This window comes from Pseudoalteromonas byunsanensis, from assembly GCF_001854475.1.
GTDB classification, from domain to species: Bacteria; Pseudomonadota; Gammaproteobacteria; order Enterobacterales; family Alteromonadaceae; genus Pseudoalteromonas; species Pseudoalteromonas byunsanensis.
In genome coordinates, this window is record NZ_MNAN01000029.1 from 1 (window position 1) to 552 (window position 552).

The following is a 552-nucleotide window of genomic DNA, read 5'->3' on the forward strand; positions in this document are numbered from 1 at the left end:
TGAGCCGTTAATCACCATTGAAAAAACCTCCCTGACGCGGGTGCCTCTGTCATTTGCACAAGAATCCTTACTGTTCATTGAGCAATATTCTGGTGGCTCAGACGCATACCATATTCCAATGGTGGTAAAACTGACCCCGGAGGTACAGCTAACGCATTTAGAAACCGCGTTCAATATCTTGTTAGATAGACACCCAGTATTAAAAACAGTCTATCTACATGACGAACACGATAACGCCTACCAAACCCCTATCGAGCAGTCGTTGTCACTGACATGGTTGCCATTAGCTGATGAGGCAGACTTACATGCGATGTTAGCCGAGCATATGTCGACGCCCTTTGATTTGACCTCACAGTTGAGTCTGAAGTTACAAGGCTATGAGGTGTCTGGTTGTCGATATCTACTCATCATGTGGCATCACATTGCCTTTGATGGGTGGTCACTGGATATCTTCATGCAGGAGCTAGCACAGTGTTATCACGCGCTACACCAAGGACATGCTGTGTCATTGCCACAGCAAGACATTGTGTATAGCGACTACGCAGCGTGGCA

The 552-nt window shown here is 46.7% G+C and carries 1 protein-coding gene; it reads left to right on the forward strand.

Annotated elements, in window-relative coordinates; translation table 11 throughout:
• A partial coding sequence (locus BIW53_RS09590; RefSeq protein WP_175442114.1) for a condensation domain-containing protein occupies window positions 1-552 on the forward strand: 552 nt, incomplete at both ends.